Origin of the sequence: Rhodoligotrophos defluvii, from assembly GCF_005281615.1 — a bacterium.
GTDB classification, from domain to species: domain Bacteria; phylum Pseudomonadota; class Alphaproteobacteria; order Rhizobiales; family Im1; genus Rhodoligotrophos; species Rhodoligotrophos defluvii.
Map to the genome: position 1 here is coordinate 422,654 of NZ_SZZM01000002.1, position 13,203 is coordinate 435,856.

Sequence of the window (13,203 nt, forward strand, 5' to 3'; positions counted from 1 at the left end):
TCCCCTGACATGGCTTTTCATCACCGCCGCGACCAGCCACCGTCCACGAACAGTGACGCGCCCGTCACATAACTGGCTTCATCGGAGGCAAGCCAGGCCACGGCATTGGCCACCTCATGGGGAAGGCCCATGCGTCGCAGCGGTTGAATGCGGACCTGGCGTTCGCCCAGCTGCCGGATCTCCGGGTCGCCTTGAACCATGTCGGTTTCGATGAAGCCTGGGCAGACCGCGTTCACACGGACGCCCTCGCGCCCGAGCTCCGTGGCAAGAGACCGGGTGAGCGTCAGTAGCCCGCCCTTCGAGGCGTCGTAAGCGGGCTGGCCGAAGAAGCCCATGATGGCGGCCGAGGCGATGTTGACGATGGCCCCGCGTCCCGAGGCGGCGAGCATGTCGGCGGCAGCCTGCGCCATCAGGAAAGGGCCCTGCAGGTTCACGCGCAGCACTCGCTCCCAGTCTTCGGCTCGGTGATCTCGAACCCGTGCCCGGTGCTCGATCCCGGCATTGTTCACCAATATGTCGACAGGACCGAGCGCGGCAGCGGCGGCGCGCGTGACGGATTGGCAGCCCTCGATCATGGAGATATCGCCGGGCACATCCACGGCGCGTCCGCCGGCTGAGGCGATCGCCTCGCGAACGGCAGCGGCATGGTGCGCCGCGATATCGTTGACCGCGACGGCGGCACCGTCTTCCGCTAATCGCAAGGCGATGGCGCGGCCGATGCCCCGCCCTGCCCCCGTCACCAGTGCCACCCGGCCTTCCAACCGCGGTCCGGAGCGCTTCCGCGTTTCTTCGACTTGCGGAACCCTTCCACGGTCTTGCTTGGTCGCATGTTCTTCACGCGAACCGGCGTCCATTCCGCTTGAAAATGCCAACTTGGACCCTTTCCTGATTGCATTATATAAATGATCGTTTATTTATATCCTTGCGGCCTGTCAAGGCTGGCGAAGAACGAGGGAGCAAGGCGGCCGATGGCTGGTGTCTATGTGCTTGGCGGCGCGCAGACGGATTTCGCGCGAAACTGGGCCCGCGAGGGCAAGTCGCTCTTCGACATGATGGCTGAGACGATCGATGCCGGCCTGCTGGAGACGGATTTGCAGCCGGCCGATATCGGTGCCGCGCATATCGGCAATTTCGCCGCGGAGCTCTTTTGCGACCAGGGCCTGCTCGGCGGCTTCTTCGCGGCCATCAAACCGGAATTCGATGGGCTGCCGACCGCACGCCACGAGGCCGCCTGCGCATCGGGCAGCATCGCCTTGCTCGCGGCGGCCGCGGAGATCGAGGCCGGACGGTACGACGTCGCCTGCGTGCTCGGTGTCGAATACATGCGCAACCTGCCAGGCTTGACCGGGGCCAAGCTTCTTGGCACCGCTTGCTGGCAGAGCCGGGAGGCCACCGAAGCCCAAGTGGTCTGGCCCGCGATGTTCAACCGGCTCATCGACGAATACGACCGGCGCTATGGCATCCGCTATGACCATCTCGCCGCAATCGCGCGCAACAACTACGAGAATGCGAGAGTCAATCCCTATGCCCAGACCCGCCAATGGAATTTCGGGAACAGGGCCTTCACGACGGACGATGAGGAAAACCCACCTGTCGTGGGGCGAGTGAGGCGGCAGGACTGCGGACAGATCACCGACGGGGCCGCGGTGGTTTTCCTGGCATCGCGGCGCTTCGCCGAAAGCTATTGCATACGGCACGGCAAGCGCCCCGATGTGCTCTCGCGAATCGAGGGTTGGGGCCATCGCACGGCCACCATGCTGCTGAGCGACAAGTTCCGCGCGAGCGAAGGGCAGCCCTATGTCCTCCCCCATGTCAGGGGAACCTTCACCGACGCCTTCCGGCGGGCTGGATTGAGCGGCGTGGGCGATCTCGACCTCTTGGAGGTGCACGACTGCTTCTCGATGACCGAATACATGATCATCGACCACGCTGGCATCACGGCGCCAGGCGAGAGCTGGCGGGCGGTCGAAGATGGCTCCATCGCGAAGCGCGGGCGGATTCCCGTGAACCCGAGCGGTGGGCTGATCGGTCTCGGCCACCCGGTCGGTGCCACCGGTGTCCGAATGCTTCTCGATGTCCACAAGCAGGTGACCGGTACCGCCGGCCCCACCCAGGTCGAGGGCGCTCGCAGAGCTGCCACCCTCAATATCGGCGGAAGCGCAACAGCGTCGGTGTGTTTCGTCACGGGCAAGGTCGACGGCGGCTAGAGCATTTCGAGCGAAATAGGAGCGGTTTGCGTGAAGCAAATGAGGTCGATAAATAAATAATCGTTCATTGACTTTCACTCTACCCCGTGTATCACTTGTCCAAAACGGGGGCCACGAAGCCTCTTCGTCCTCTGGGGAGGAGACCATGGCCAGCGAACAATCCCAGCACCTGAGAATGATGTACCGTTCGCTCGCGGACCGCTGCGCCGCGCATCCGGACATGGATCTCGAGACGATGCGGGATGTTTTCGAACGCCTTCACCAGGTCACGCCCGAGCCGGAAGCTGTGACCTATAAAGAGGACAATGCGAGCGGCGTGCCGGTTCTGTGGTGCATTCCCGACGACGGCGCATCCGACCGGGTCTTGATGCACAGCCACGGCGGCGGCTTCATGGTGCTGTCCATGCATACCGATCGGAAGCTCGCAGGCCATATCGCGAAGGCGGTCGGCATCCGCGCCCTGGTGCTTGATTTCAGGCTGGCGCCCAAGCATCCGTTCCCGGCACAGATAGAGGACGCCGTCACGGCCTATCGCTGGCTGCTGGACCAGGGGATAAGGCCCGAGCACATCGTCTCGGAGGGCCATTCGGCCGGCGGCAATCTCTGCACCAGTATGGTGCTGAAGCTTCGCCGGGAGGGTCTGCCCCTGCCGGCAGCGATCATGCCCACCTCGCCCTGGTACGACATGGAACTCAAGGGAGCGACGCTCGACAGCCTGGCCGATAAGGACGCGATCGTGCAGCGGCCGATCCTCGACGGCATGGTCGGCGCCTTCCTGGGCGACACGCCGCCAAACGACCCGCTGGCCAATCCGCTCCACGCCGATTTGACCGGATTGCCCCCGATCCTCATTCACACCGGCGAGCACGAGACCCTGCTGGACGATACCCACCGGTTTGCCGCACGGGCGCAACAGGCGGGCGTGGACGTCACCGTCCGGATCGGACCGGAGATGCAGCACTCCTACATCTATCTTGCCGGCCGCGCCCCGGAAGCGGACGACGCCCTTGCGCATATGCGGCACTGGGTGCGGCCGAAGCTCGGCCTTTCGTAAGATAACAATTGGGAGGATGAAGGATGAAGCTGTGGGTTGGCGCTTTGGCGGGCGCCGGGCTGGCCGCGGCAGTTGCGGCCGCATCTCCTGCCAAGGCAGAGGAATTGCGGATCGTCATTGGCCTGCCGGGCGACTACGCGCTGGTGCACGCCATGCAGAAATTCGCCGACCAGGTGGAACGGCGCACCGACGGCGCTTACACCGGCAAGGTCTATGCCGGCTCGCTCCTGACCTTTGCGGAGACCATGAGCGGCGTGCGCGACGGCATTGCCGCAATCGGTTTCGTGCCGACGGGATATCATCGCGCGGAGTTCCCGAACTCCAACCTCGTGGTCGACCTTGCGACCGCGACGAACGACCCGGTCGTCATGGCCGGAGCGGCCAACGAGTTCATGTTCGCCTGCAAGCCTTGCCTTGCGGAATATGCCGCACAGAACCAGGTTTTCCTCGGACTTGCGGTCATCGGCCCCTATTACCTCGCCTCTAAGCAGAAGGTTCAGGTGCCTGCCGACTTCAAGGGCCGAAAGTATCGCGGCTTCGGCCCCTACGGCCGCTGGGCCGCCGCCATGGGGGCCACCGCCGTCGCGACCGTCACCGCCAATGATGTTTACGAGGCGATCAGCCAAGGCCATCTCGACGGCAACATCCACACGGTCGACGCGCTGAAGACCATGTCGCTGGGCGACGTCACCGATTACCTGCTGAACGAGCCGGTCGGGCTCTACAATGGCAATTCCATGTTCAACCTGAACCGCGAGGTCTGGGACGGGCTCAGCGCCGAGCAGAAGCGCCAATTCCTGCTGGCGGCTGGCGAGGCCAGTGCTTATGCGACCGTGGCCTACTACGCCGAAAACATGGCGCATCTGAACAACGCGGCATCCCTAGGCGTGCAAGTCATCGAGCCCTCGCCGGAACTGAGGGCCGCCTCGCAAAAGTTCCGCCAGGAAGACCTCACCACCGTGGCCAAGCTCAATCGCGAGCAATATGGCATCGCCGATGCCGAGGCCCAGGTGCAGGAGCTGCTGCGGCTCGTCGCCAAGTGGGAGACGCTCGCCTCCAAGGTCGATCGCAGCGACGCGAAGGCGGTGGGCGAGCTCTATAACCGGGAAATCTTCAGCAAGGTCGATCCGTCGGTTCTCGACTGAACCGTCGCCAGTTCGCCCGAGGGGAGGATCGCAGCATGCGCCGCCTGGGACGGCTCTTGGCCGGCATGGTGACCGCCGCGACCGTGATCGGCGCGGTCGCCGTGGTCCTCATGATGCTCCAGATCGTGGCCGATGTGGTCGTGCGCGTGGGCCTCAACTGGCGCCTGCCGATCACCACCATCATCGTCGCCAATTACTACATGGTGATTGTCACCTATCTTCCCCTTGCGCTGGCCGAGAAGCTCAACCGAAACATTTCGGTCGAGATCCTATTCAACCACCTGTCGGCAAGATGGCAGCACGCGCTGGGCGCCGGCGTGCTCCTCTTCTCCGGCGCCGTCTCGGCAGGTCTCGCCTGGCAACTGTGGGTGGAGGCCATGAAGAAATACCGGATCGGCGCCTTCATCGTGGAGCACGAGCTCTCTGCCCCGATCTGGCCGTCCTATTTCGCCCTGCCCTTAGGATTTGGGCTGCTCTCGCTCCTGCTGTTCTACCGCTTCGCCTGCTCCATCGCCGGCCTGTCCAGCGGCTTGGGCGAGGAGCAGCCAGGGCGCGAACGCGCTGCACCGGAGTAACCGGCCATGCAAGGTGAAATGCTCGGCCTGCTTGGCCTTGCTGCTTTGTTGGCGCTGCTCCTGCTGCGGGTGCCGATCGGCATCAGCCTGATCAGCGTCTCCTTTGCGGGCATGTGGATGCTGATCGGGCCGCGTGCCGCCTGGGGCCTGATCTCCGCGGTGCCTTACGAGTTCTCCGCAAAATGGACGCTGTCCTCGGTGCCCATGTTCCTGCTCATGGGCTACGTCTGCTATTATGCCGGGCTCACCAAAGGGCTGTTCGAGGCTTGCCGAAGCTGGCTCGCGCGCCTGCCCGGCGGTCTGGCCATCGCCTCGGTCTTCGGCGGCGCGGGATTTGCCGCGGTCACCGGCTCCAGCATTGCCTGTGCCGCGGCCATGGGCCGGATCGCGATACCGGAAATGCTCGCGCGGAAATATGACCCGGCTCTCGCGACGGGCACGCTGGCCGCCGCCGGCACCCTCGGCGCGCTTATACCGCCGAGCATTTTGCTGATCCTGTTCGGCGTGTTTGCGGAAGTCTCCATCAGCAAGCTCTTTATGGGCGGGCTGGGCATGGGCTTGCTGACCACGGCGCTCTATGTGGCGACGATTTGGGTCAAGGCCACGCTCAATCCCGGCCTCGCGCCGCGCATGGCCGAAGCGCCTGTTCTGGCCGAACGGCTGGAGCATCTCCGGGAGACATGGCCGATCCTGCTCCTGCTGGTCGTGGTCATCGGCGGCATGTTCGCGGGACTGTTCACCGCGACCGAAGCCGGTGCGGTGGGCGCGCTCGCCGCGATCATCATTGCCTATGTCCGACGGGCGCTGTCACCGCGGACGATGTGGTCTTCCCTCGTGGAGACGCTGACGACCACCGGTGCGCTGTTCCTGATCGCGGTCGGCGCCAATATGCTGTCGCGTTTCCTGGCCATCTCCGGCGCAGCCGACCTCATCGCCGGCACGGTGGTTGGCCTGCAGGCGGATCCGCTCGCCCTGCTGGTCGGGATTGCGGCGCTCTACCTGCTGCTGGGCATGTTTCTCGACCCGCTGGGTGCCATGCTCCTCACATTGCCCATCCTCCTTCCGGTGCTCAGGGAAAGCCATATCGATCTCGTCTGGTTCGGCGTATTCCTGGCCAAGCTCCTGGAAGTGGGCATGATCACGCCACCGGTCGGCATGAATGTGTTCGTGATCAAGAGCGTGGTCGGCCAGACGATCAGCCTCGGCACTATATACCGGGGAATCGTCGCATTTCTCATCGCGGATGCCGTCGCCTTGGCGCTCGTGATCGCCCTGCCGAGTCTCGTCACGTTCCTGCCCGGACTGATCGAATAAATCTCCGGATCAGAACAAGACGAGAGCCGCCAACGCACCGCTGGCGAGCAGCGCCAGCACCGTCGAGACGGCAATGATCAGGCCGTAACGCCTGGAGCCCAGTAGAAAGCTGAGAGCCGCCTTGCCCACCATGTTTGCCCCCACCGCAAGCAAGGCTGCGAAATGCAAGGTCGCGCCCGACCCCGCCGCGCTCTCCAGGCGGCTGAGCGAGATGATGACGGCGTCGATATCGACAAGGCCCATGATGCCCGAGGCGAGAAGAGTGCCGCGTTGGCCGAGCAAACTTGTCGCCACCCGCGCGATGAACATGGCAATCGCGAGCAGCGCCGTCAGCTGCAGCACGGACAGCAGGCGGAATGGATTGCCCGGCTCGGCGGCCGTGCTCTGCGCTTCGCCGCCCTTCACGCTCAAATAGGCTGCACATGCCGCAAGCACGACGGCGCCCAGCCCGAGTATGGGGGCGAGCACGGCCAGGGATGCTGGGATCAGCACGGCAAGCAGCACGATCGCCCGCAGGGCTGAGACCGTGCTCGCCGCCAAGGCGCCGGCGGCAATGACCCGGATATTCTCATTTCCAACCGATTGGCGGGCGGAGTTCAGCGCCACCGCGGTTGATGACGCAAGCCCACCCGCCAGGCCGGCAATGAGCGGACCGCGCGTGCTGCCGAAGATCTTCACGCAGATGTACCCGGCATAGGAAACGCCAGCGAGCACGACGGCAAAGATCCAGATCTCCCGCGGGTTGATCGCGTCCATAGGACCGATCGGCCGGTCCGGCAGCAACGGCAGCACGACGAAGGCCATGGCGAGGAGCAGAATGGCCGACCGGAGCTCTCGCCACTCCATTCTGGCGACCAGGCTGTGCAGCAATTCCCGGCTGGCCAGCAGACCTGTAAGCAGGATGGCCACGGCTGCGGTGGTCGCCATATCGCCCAGCACGGCCATCGCACCCAGCAACAAGGTGACCTGGCTCACGATCACGGCGGTCACGCTGAATTCGTGCTGCTCGGCCGCCTCCCTCCACTTGAACGCGCCGAACACGGCCGAATGGGCTACGAAAACCAAGCCGATAAGCAGAATCCCCCCGGCGCCCGCCCCGAATTGCTGCGCAACGGCCGCCGTGCTGCCGCCGAGCAAGCCGGCGATCCCGAAGGTGCGGATGCCGGCGGTGCGTGAGCCGGGCGGCTCCGTACGCTCGCGCCAATGCCGCTCGGTGCCGATCAGCAGACCGACGGCCAAGGCCAGGCCGAGCCGGAACAGCAGATCAGCCGGTTCCATGGCAGGCAAGCATCTGATCGGCCGAATTTCGGCCGGGTGACATAGGCATTTGCGCAGTGACCCCCGCATTGGGCTGGCGGTTTTGAGCGTTTGCGACGCAAACGTCTCTCTTTCCAGTCTACCGTGCAAATCTCCTTGCCCCAACAACACACAGGACGACTGCTGCCGTGACGATGAGCATGGTTGCGCTGACCTGCTCATGCAGCAAGGTCGCAGCGAGGGCCAGACCGAAAAAGGGCTGCAGCAGCTGCAGCTGGCCGACGGCGGCGATCCCGCCCTGCGCAAGTCCCCGGTACCAGAACACGAAGCCGATTAGCATGCTGAAAAGCGAGACATAGGTGAGCCCGACCCACGCAGCCCCGCCTATACGGCTCAGCGATGACGGGATGGTGATCGCTGTGAGCACCAACATGATCGGCAAGGACAGGACGAGCGCCCAGGAGATCACCTGCCAACCGCCCAGCTTGCGCGACAGCTTCGCCCCTTCGGCATAGCCCAGTCCACATACGATGATCGCGGCCAGCATCAAAAGGTCTCCGACCGGTGAGACCGAAAAGCCTTGCGATATCGCGAAGCCAGCAACGAGGGCGCTGCCCAGGCACGAGAAAAGCCAAAAGGCTGGCCGAGGACGCTCGCCGCCGCGCAGTACGCCGAAGACCGCCGTCGCCAGCGGCAACAGGCCGATGAAGACGATGGAATGAGCCGATGTTATGTGTTCGAGCGCCAATGCGGTCAGCAACGGGAAGCCCACCACGACGCCCAAGGCCACGATGGCCAGTGACACCAGATCGCCGCGCTCGGGATGTCTCTCGCGGAAGATCACCAGGAGCACGAGAGCCAGGAGCCCGGCTATGGCCGCGCGCGCGACGGTCAGAAAGACGGGGTCGAGATCCATCACCGCCACCCGGGTCGCCGGCAGCGATCCACTGAATATCAGGACGCCCAGGAATCCATTGATCCAGCCACGCGCTGTCTTGTCCACCGCACATACTCCGCCTGTTCTGCCACGCGGTTATCAGCGGAAGGGGCTGGTTTCGCCAGATACAATGCAATACAGTTCGCCCTTACTGTTATGGCATCGGCAGCAGTACGGATGACAGAGCGCAGCGATATAGGCGAACGGACGGGCACGTTGGCCGATGCCGTCATGACGCGAATCCGCGAGCGGATTGCGGCACGCAGCCTGACGCCGGGCGCGAAGCTGCCGTCGATCCGATCCTTTGCCAAGACCATGCAGGTCTCCACGTCCACCGTTGTGGAAGCCTATGACCGGCTGGTGGCGGAAGGCGTCATCCGCTCGCGGCCCGGGTCCGGCTTTTACGTCTCCAGTCCCCTTGCACCGCTCTCGCTGACCGAGGTTGGCCCCAGGCTGGATCGGGAAATCGATCCGCTTTGGGTATCCCGCCAGTCGTTGGCGGCGGAGGACGATGTCCTCAAACCCGGCTGCGGCTGGCTCCCAGCCTCATGGATGCCGGAGGCGGGCATACGCCGGGCATTGCGGGCCTTGGCACGCGCCGATGATGCATCGCTCAGCGACTATGGAACGCCGCTCGGGCTCGCCCCCCTGCGCCAGCTTCTGGCCCGGCGCATCGCCGAGCATAGCGTCGAGGCATCGCCCGATCAGATCATGCTGACGGAATCGGGCACGCAGGCGGTCGACCTCCTGTGCCGGTTCCTGCTCGAACCCGGCGACACGGTATTGGTCGATGACCCCTGCTACTTCAACTTTCATGCACTGCTGCGGGCGCACAGGGCCAATATCGTCGGCGTTCCCTACACGCCCACGGGACCGGACATCGATCTGTTTGCGCGGGCGCTGACGGAGCACCGGCCACGCCTCTACATCACCAACGCGGCGCTCCACAACCCGACGGGCGCGACACTGTCCCCGGTGACCGCTCATCGTCTCTTGAAGCTCGCCGATCAGTCGGGGCTCACCATAATCGAGGACGACATCTTCGCCGATTTCGAGCATACGCCCGCGCCGCGATTGGCGGCTTTCGATGGCCTTCAGCGCGTCGTCCAGATCGGCAGCTTTTCGAAGACGCTCTCCGCATCGGTGCGCTGTGGCTACATCGCCGCGCCACGGGACTGGATCGAGGACCTCATCGATCTCAAGATCGCGACCTCTTTCGGCGGCGGCCGCCTCTCGGCGGAGCTGGTGCTGACGCTGCTCAAGGACGGAAGCTACCGCAAGCATATGGAAGCGCTGCGGCTACGCCTGTCGCGCGCGATGAGCGATGCGATCGGCCGGCTGGCGGCGCTCGGGATTACGCCTTGGATCGAGCCGAAAGCAGGCATGTTCCTGTGGTGCATGTTGCCCGAGGGTGCGGATGCGGCCGAGATCGCGCGCCGTGCGCTGGCGGCGAACATCGTGCTGGCGCCTGGCAATGCGTTCAGCCTCTCGCGGACCGCCAACCGCTTCATGCGCTTCAACATCGCGCGGTCCGACGACGAACGCTTGTTCGAGGTGCTCGCAATGGCGATAAGGCGCTGAAAGCCGATTGATATCTGAACGTATCCGTCCCCCCGGCTCGTTCATCATACTTTACGATCGAAATATTTCCGTGATGGCCAAGACCGAAACTCCGTAGTAGGAAAAGGTCGCGCCCGTTGTTCGAGTTTTAAGCGCCGGGCTGGTCTTGGCGGCCCGATCTCTTTTCTCGGAGAGCACCAATGAAGCTTAGAATCATGACGCTGGTCGCAGCCGGGCTCCTGACCGGGCTGATCGGCGGAGTATCGGTGGCGGCCCCACAAGCGCCTGTCTCGCCTTCTGCGACAGCGCTGTCCGGCCTTCCCATCGAGCAGGTGGCGACGAAGAAGGTGGTCGTCAAGAAGACGACCAAGCACGGCAAGGTCAAGACAAAGCGGACGGTGAAGTATAGCGTGTCGAGATACGGACCGCGCTATAAGGTCCGCCGCCCAGGATATGGTTACTACTACGGCGGCTACTGGTATTCCCGTCCGTGGTGGACGGCCTTCCCAGGACCGGTCATCATACTTCCGTAACGCCTAGGAAGCCCTCGCCCACGAGGGCTTCTGCCTTTCGGAGGCCCCCTGACGGGCTCCCGGATCCCGCCCATATCAGATCATCGGCTTCCCGCCGGTCACCGCAATGGTCGCGCCGGAGACATAGCTCGCCTCGTCGGACGCCAGCATGACAAAGACCGGCGCCACCTCCACCGGCTGTCCCGGCCGGTGCATCGGCACCTGCTGGCCGAACGATTTGACGCTCTCCAGCGGCATCGTCGAGGGGATCAGCGGCGTCCACACCGGCCCCGGTGCCACGGCATTCGAGCGGATTCCCTTTTCCGCAAGCAGCTGCGCAAGACCTGCCGTGAAGTTTTGAATGGCACCCTTGGTCGTCGCGTAGGGCAACAGGATCGGATTGGGCGCATCGGAATTAATCGACGCGGTGTTGATGATCGAAGCCCCTGGCTTCATATGCGGCACCGCTGCCTTCACCAGGTAGAACATCGCGGATATGTTGGTGGCGAACGTCCGCTCCCATTCTTCGTCCGAGATCTCGTCGATCGACGAGAAGCTCATCTGATGGGCCGCGTTGTTGACCAGAACGTCGATCCGGCCGAAAGCTTCCACCGCCCGCGCGATCACCTGCCGGCAGTGAGCGGCGTTCGAGAGATCGCCGGGCACCAGCACGCATTTGCGGCCGGCCTCTTCGACATAACGCGCCGTATCCTCCGCATCCTCGTGCTCGTTCAAATAGGAAATGAGGACATCCGCGCCTTCCCGCGCGAAGGCGATCGCCACCGCCCGCCCGATACCGGAATCGCCCCCTGTAATAACGGCAGCCTTGCCGTTTAGTCGACCCGACCCGCGATAGCTGGTTTCACCGTGATCGGGCCGCGGGTTCATGGCCCTCGTCGTTCCCGGCACCGGCTGAGGCGGCGTGTCGAACGGGGGCGTCGGAAAATGCGCATCCATGGCTCTGTCTCACCTGATGGGGCTAGTTCGCTGTCCCGGGGAACACAAAGCCATGGTGGATGGTTGCAAATCTCCGTTCCGCGAGAGCGATCAGCTCTTCACCTCCGTCTCCGGACGGTCGTCGCCCCGCGCCAGCTCCTGATGCCACTGGCCCTTGCTGTCCTCATACTCGATCACTCTGGACTCATCGGGCATCTCCTGCTCGCGTGCTGCCCGCTGGGCTGCGGCCAGCGCCTCTTCACGCGTGCGGAACGTTTCCGAGAACACGTCGCCGAGCTTATAGGCCCAGCCGCCATCATGCTCGACGACCTCATAGGTGATGCGCGTCATGGGATTACCTCGCGAGTGTTGCGATAGACCAAACGGCGAGACGCTTTCCTCAGTTCCGCGGCAATCGGCTAAGCAGGATGAAACAAGACGAGCGGTTCCGACGGAGCGCCATGTGCCAACGGTGATTCCTGATAATAATAGTTCAACACTTCCGGAGGAAGTTCGTTAACAGGTATGGTAATAGGAATTTCATGCTCCTTATTACCAAACACGCAACACAGATCAGACAGCTTCATTATTTATTCCAATCGAAACATTAGTGCGAAATTGTGATGTAGTCTAAAAATGATTTCATATCTACTACAGACTCCTTGATCCCAGGCAGGGCCGACGAAAAAGTATCACGCAAATCGGGATGGAATTCAGATAACGAGACCTTGTCCAAACCATTGCTCTGCAATGAAAACGAAGACTCGCTCCGGAGCAAGTGTTCGGTTCCTCCGTAGGACCCCACTGGCTCCTCAACGGCACCAGAACCAAGCCATCCGCAGAATAAGGCTTTGAAATTCATAGCTTGACGCTCCTGGCAACTAAAATGGCGGATATACAACTAGTAGTTGGGGTAGTTTTCAGCAACGTGCATTTTGCCTCAGCTCACCATTTCCGATGTGGAATTCGATTTGCTGCGAAGGTTCGGTACTAGGATGCCACCCCTATGGAGGGAATGCCGACAGTCGTCGCCACCGACCGCGTGAGATGCGGCGACAGCCTCGCAACCACGTCGCGCGTGCGGCGTTAGCACTGTCGAACGCGCCGGCCACGGGCAGAAGTGCCGGCACGCCACCTACGATTCCGGAGGATAATGGCATATGGCCCGCAGCAGGAAGACCGAACGGCGCTATTTGTCTGAAGAAGAGGTGAAGCTGCTCGATAAGACACACTTTCCGGAACTGCGTCTCATCGACTCACCCGATCTGCTGAAGCTTAGGAAAAAACTGCGGGAAATTCGCGACGGCGCGGCCGGAGGCGCTGGCCTGCGCCAGCAGCGCCAACCGGGCGCTGCCAGGGGAGGCGTTGCCCAGCCGGGCGCGGGTATGGCGCCCAAGGCTGGCGATTCAGGAGCAGCGCGCCCCGAGCCGGCGGAAGGAGCGGGTTCGAAGATGCGGCGCGATATTCTCTCGGCCGCGGTGAAAAGGGTCAACCGCGAGATCGAGCGCCGGAGGACCGGGGCAGTCGAAAGCCGGCAGGAGGATAACACCGCCATCGGCAATCACGTATGATCGGCGAAATCTGCCGCCACGGCCGATGCGGAACTCACCCGTGCGCCATCTCTATGGCATCGCAAGTCGTTAAGCTTATCAGCGCGTCCCTCACCGATGCGTGATAATCAGCCTTGCGGACGCTCGGCACATCGC

At 63.3% G+C, this 13,203-nt stretch carries 13 protein-coding genes; 8 read left to right on the top strand and 5 right to left on the bottom strand.

Annotation, left to right across the window (positions count from 1 at the left end; all coding sequences use genetic code 11):
* Nucleotides 1–20: 20 nt before the first annotated feature.
* Nucleotides 21–854: an SDR family NAD(P)-dependent oxidoreductase gene (locus tag E4P09_RS11150; protein ID WP_137390275.1), complete on the bottom strand. Its 834-nt coding sequence runs from the start codon at nucleotides 852–854 to the stop codon at nucleotides 21–23.
* Between the two features lie 114 nt (nucleotides 855–968).
* Here E4P09_RS11150 and E4P09_RS11155 point away from each other — a divergent pair, with 114 nt between their 5' ends.
* The 5 genes from E4P09_RS11155 to E4P09_RS11175 all read left to right on the top strand — a co-directional run bounded on the left by E4P09_RS11155 (nucleotide 969) and on the right by E4P09_RS11175 (nucleotide 6,295).
* Complete coding sequence (locus E4P09_RS11155; RefSeq protein WP_137389674.1) at nucleotides 969–2,207, top strand: acetyl-CoA acetyltransferase; 1,239 nt, start codon at nucleotides 969–971, stop codon at nucleotides 2,205–2,207.
* 145 nt (nucleotides 2,208–2,352) lie between these two features.
* Nucleotides 2,353–3,261, top strand: coding sequence for an alpha/beta hydrolase (locus E4P09_RS11160; RefSeq protein WP_137389675.1), 909 nt, complete (start codon nucleotides 2,353–2,355; stop codon nucleotides 3,259–3,261).
* Nucleotides 3,262–3,284: 23 nt separating this feature from the next.
* Entirely contained in the window at nucleotides 3,285–4,406 is a 1,122-nt protein-coding gene (locus E4P09_RS11165; RefSeq protein ID WP_137389676.1) for a C4-dicarboxylate TRAP transporter substrate-binding protein, read from the top strand.
* A 35-nt stretch (nucleotides 4,407–4,441) separates the two neighbouring features.
* Nucleotides 4,442–4,981 (top strand): TRAP transporter small permease, encoded by a 540-nt coding sequence (locus E4P09_RS11170; RefSeq protein WP_137389677.1) that lies wholly within the window; start codon nucleotides 4,442–4,444, stop codon nucleotides 4,979–4,981.
* 6 nt (nucleotides 4,982–4,987) lie between these two features.
* Nucleotides 4,988–6,295: a TRAP transporter large permease gene (locus E4P09_RS11175; RefSeq protein ID WP_137389678.1), complete on the top strand. Its 1,308-nt coding sequence runs from the start codon at nucleotides 4,988–4,990 to the stop codon at nucleotides 6,293–6,295.
* 9 nt (nucleotides 6,296–6,304) lie between these two features.
* Here E4P09_RS11175 and E4P09_RS11180 read toward each other — a convergent pair whose 3' ends face one another.
* Nucleotides 6,305–7,573 (bottom strand): MgtC/SapB family protein, encoded by a 1,269-nt coding sequence (locus E4P09_RS11180; RefSeq protein WP_170984369.1) that lies wholly within the window; start codon nucleotides 7,571–7,573, stop codon nucleotides 6,305–6,307.
* Nucleotides 7,574–7,691: 118 nt separating this feature from the next.
* A complete protein-coding gene (locus E4P09_RS11185) occupies nucleotides 7,692–8,555 on the bottom strand; it encodes a DMT family transporter (RefSeq protein ID WP_137389680.1) in 864 nt (287 codons plus the stop codon).
* Nucleotides 8,556–8,666: 111 nt separating this feature from the next.
* On the opposite strand from E4P09_RS11185, the gene E4P09_RS11190 reads away from it, so the two are divergent.
* Nucleotides 8,667–10,070 carry an aminotransferase-like domain-containing protein gene (locus tag E4P09_RS11190; protein ID WP_137389681.1) on the top strand — a complete coding sequence of 468 codons (1,404 nt, stop codon included), beginning with the start codon at nucleotides 8,667–8,669 and terminating at the stop codon, nucleotides 10,068–10,070.
* Nucleotides 10,071–10,249: 179 nt separating this feature from the next.
* Entirely contained in the window at nucleotides 10,250–10,582 is a 333-nt protein-coding gene (locus E4P09_RS11195) for a hypothetical protein (protein WP_137389682.1), read from the top strand.
* A 75-nt stretch (nucleotides 10,583–10,657) separates the two neighbouring features.
* Here E4P09_RS11195 and E4P09_RS11200 read toward each other — a convergent pair whose 3' ends face one another.
* Both E4P09_RS11200 and E4P09_RS11205 read right to left on the bottom strand, forming a co-directional pair.
* On the bottom strand, nucleotides 10,658–11,518 hold the full coding sequence (locus E4P09_RS11200) for an SDR family oxidoreductase (protein WP_137389683.1): 861 nt from the start codon (nucleotides 11,516–11,518) through the stop codon (nucleotides 10,658–10,660).
* Between the two features lie 90 nt (nucleotides 11,519–11,608).
* The gene (locus E4P09_RS11205) at nucleotides 11,609–11,848 is read right to left on the bottom strand and encodes a DUF2188 domain-containing protein (protein ID WP_137389684.1); all 240 of its coding nucleotides are present in this window, start codon (nucleotides 11,846–11,848) and stop codon (nucleotides 11,609–11,611) included.
* An 809-nt stretch (nucleotides 11,849–12,657) separates the two neighbouring features.
* Between E4P09_RS11205 and E4P09_RS11210 the strand changes: the two genes are divergently transcribed.
* Nucleotides 12,658–13,068, top strand: a complete 411-nt coding sequence (locus E4P09_RS11210; protein ID WP_137389685.1) for a hypothetical protein — start codon at nucleotides 12,658–12,660, stop codon at nucleotides 13,066–13,068.
* Nucleotides 13,069–13,203 lie beyond the last annotated feature (135 nt).

What these genes read in the sequence shown, in the direction of transcription:
- E4P09_RS11150 (WP_137390275.1), bottom strand. Translation starts at nt 854, where the DNA reads ATGGACGCCGGTTCGCGTGAAGAACATGCGACCAAGCAAGACCGTGGA.
- E4P09_RS11155 (WP_137389674.1), top strand. Translation starts at nt 969, where the DNA reads ATGGCTGGTGTCTATGTGCTTGGCGGCGCGCAGACGGATTTCGCGCGA.
- E4P09_RS11160 (WP_137389675.1), top strand. Translation starts at nt 2,353, where the DNA reads ATGGCCAGCGAACAATCCCAGCACCTGAGAATGATGTACCGTTCGCTC.
- E4P09_RS11165 (WP_137389676.1), top strand. Translation starts at nt 3,285, where the DNA reads ATGAAGCTGTGGGTTGGCGCTTTGGCGGGCGCCGGGCTGGCCGCGGCA.
- E4P09_RS11170 (WP_137389677.1), top strand. Translation starts at nt 4,442, where the DNA reads ATGCGCCGCCTGGGACGGCTCTTGGCCGGCATGGTGACCGCCGCGACC.
- E4P09_RS11175 (WP_137389678.1), top strand. Translation starts at nt 4,988, where the DNA reads ATGCAAGGTGAAATGCTCGGCCTGCTTGGCCTTGCTGCTTTGTTGGCG.
- E4P09_RS11180 (WP_170984369.1), bottom strand. Translation starts at nt 7,573, where the DNA reads ATGGAACCGGCTGATCTGCTGTTCCGGCTCGGCCTGGCCTTGGCCGTC.
- E4P09_RS11190 (WP_137389681.1), top strand. Translation starts at nt 8,667, where the DNA reads ATGACAGAGCGCAGCGATATAGGCGAACGGACGGGCACGTTGGCCGAT.
- E4P09_RS11195 (WP_137389682.1), top strand. Translation starts at nt 10,250, where the DNA reads ATGAAGCTTAGAATCATGACGCTGGTCGCAGCCGGGCTCCTGACCGGG.
- E4P09_RS11200 (WP_137389683.1), bottom strand. Translation starts at nt 11,518, where the DNA reads ATGGATGCGCATTTTCCGACGCCCCCGTTCGACACGCCGCCTCAGCCG.
- E4P09_RS11205 (WP_137389684.1), bottom strand. Translation starts at nt 11,848, where the DNA reads ATGACGCGCATCACCTATGAGGTCGTCGAGCATGATGGCGGCTGGGCC.
- E4P09_RS11210 (WP_137389685.1), top strand. Translation starts at nt 12,658, where the DNA reads ATGGCCCGCAGCAGGAAGACCGAACGGCGCTATTTGTCTGAAGAAGAG.